This window comes from Pseudomonas sp. P5_B2 (assembly GCF_056400445.1).
This window is the reverse complement of the sequence record NZ_JBFULH010001475.1, coordinates 1-555: the sequence shown is the minus strand read 5'-3', so window position 1 is coordinate 555 and position 555 is coordinate 1. Positions and strand designations below refer to the sequence as shown.

The 555-nt window shown below is 58.0% G+C and carries 1 protein-coding gene; it reads left to right on the top strand.

Features of this window, described 5'->3' with window-relative positions; translation table 11 throughout:
* Positions 1-388: 388 nt before the first annotated feature.
* Positions 389-555 (top strand): TGS domain-containing protein (locus AC1DRJ_RS31915; RefSeq protein ID WP_477805601.1); only part of this gene is annotated, 167 nt, incomplete at its 3' end.

Here is a 555-nt window from a genome sequence, read left to right as displayed (position 1 = left end):
CGGTTCAGACGCATGCTGGGATGCTCCTTTTTGGTCAATGACGTGTTATCTGAGGGGCGAAGCGGGGTTCAAGTTCAGCACTCTGGCATAAAAATGCCCGTTTTGCCCCCGCACAAAGTCTGCTTGCATCGACGACCGGTCATCTGTGCTAGCATGCCCMGCTCGGGCGTTTGCAAGCTCCGGATGACCTTCAGTCCCGGTGGCGGCAACTGCGCGATTAACCCTGATTTGAATCCCAGTCACTCTGGTTCGGTTTTCCGGTTGGCCGCAAGGCTCCTGCCGCTGTAAGGCAGGCGTTCGTCATTGAATGGCCTGGATCGGATCTTGTACTGGCTCATCCCAACCCACGTGACCTTTGGTAGGGGTCACCACTAGGAGAGGAGGCGCCATGCCAACTATTACTCTTCCCGACGGCAGTCAACGTTCATTCGATCACCCGGTTTCCGTAGCCGAGGTCGCAGCATCCATTGGTGCCGGCCTGGCCAAGRCCACCGTGGCCGGCAAGGTCAATGGCAAGCTGGTCGACGCTAGCGACACCATCGACAGCGATTCCAC